General features: G+C 37.6%; 1 protein-coding gene. It reads right to left on the minus strand.

Features of this window, described 5'->3' with window-relative positions; genetic code table 11:
- Positions 1 to 42: 42 nt before the first annotated feature.
- A protein-coding gene (locus CWS01_RS22060) for an IS3 family transposase (RefSeq protein WP_235852152.1) occupies positions 43 to 1,193 on the minus strand; the annotation gives its coding sequence in 2 pieces (ribosomal slippage) (positions 43 to 944 and positions 944 to 1,193; 1,152 coding nt in all).
- Positions 1,194 to 1,266 lie beyond the last annotated feature (73 nt).

Genomic DNA, 1,266 nt, shown 5'->3' on the forward strand with positions numbered 1-1,266 from the left:
ATTGGATTTGAGTCAATATTTTAGACACAAAAAAGTTAAGTTCTACGCTGATTGTTTCATTTGATCTTCCACTGTCTGGGGAGTATTGTAATCCAAACTACTATGTATTCTTTTTCTGTTGTACCAACCTTCAATAAACTTAAACATCGCTAATTTTGCCGTGTAGTAGTCTGGATATTGTACATGATTTACTTCTTCTTTCTTTAAAATAGCGTGAAAGGACTCGATACAGGCATTATCATAGGGACAACCTTTTTGGCTAAATGATTGAATAATACCACGAGATTGAACGTATTGCATAAACTCCGAGCTTGTGTATTGTGAGCCTAAATCTGTGTGTAGAAGTAAGCCTTTGGCAGGATTTTGAGTAGAGTAAGCGTTTCCTAAAGCGATTTTTACTAAGTCCGTTGTCATGGAACGTGAAAACGAATAACCGACAATTTTCTTAGAATGTAAATCCATTACGGAAGCCAGGTAACACCATCCGTCTCTTACCGTGTGAATGTAGGTGATATCTGCGACCCATTTCTCATTGATTGTGGTGGTAGAGAAGTCTCGATCTAACAGATTCTTGCGTTCCATCACTTTTTCTCGACTGGAGTACGGACGGTATTTTTTCTTGGTAATCGAACGGATTTTTGCTTTTGTCATAAGTCGCTGTACACGTTTTAAACTCACAGAGAGCCCACTTTTCAGGAGTATCCGATGTATTTTCGGAGCGCCATATCGTTCCTTACTCTCTTGATGGATCTGTATTATTTTCTTGGTTATCGCATGATTTTCACGTTCACGGGTGGACGCTGTTTTCTGTAAGGAATGGTAATAGGTACTTCTTGGAACAGCTAGTACATCACACATCATTTGAACCGAGTAATATTGTTTGTGTTCCTCCATAAAATCGGTAAGCTCTGTATTGGTTATTTTTTCGCGAATATGGCCATAGCCTTTTTTAAGATTTCAATCTCTTGTTTTAAACGAAGGTTCTCTTTTTGAATGGCAGCCAGTTCTTTAGGCGTAAGGGATTCTTCCCCCGTTCCAATAGGAGTAAAATCCTTAATCCATTTATAAATAGTCACTTCAGAAACGCCATATTCGTTGCTTAATTCTTTCACAGAGGTACCGGAATGATATAAATCCACTACTGTTTTTTTGAAATCTTCATTGTACTTTTTGCTTGTGTTATTACGTTCCATACGGACACATCCTTCCATGAATTACATTGTAAGGACTTAACTAAGTGGTGTCCATAAAAATATACTAACTCCA

It is taken from the genome of Niallia nealsonii (assembly GCF_002835805.1).
GTDB lineage: Bacteria > Bacillota > Bacilli > Bacillales > Cytobacillaceae > Niallia > Niallia nealsonii.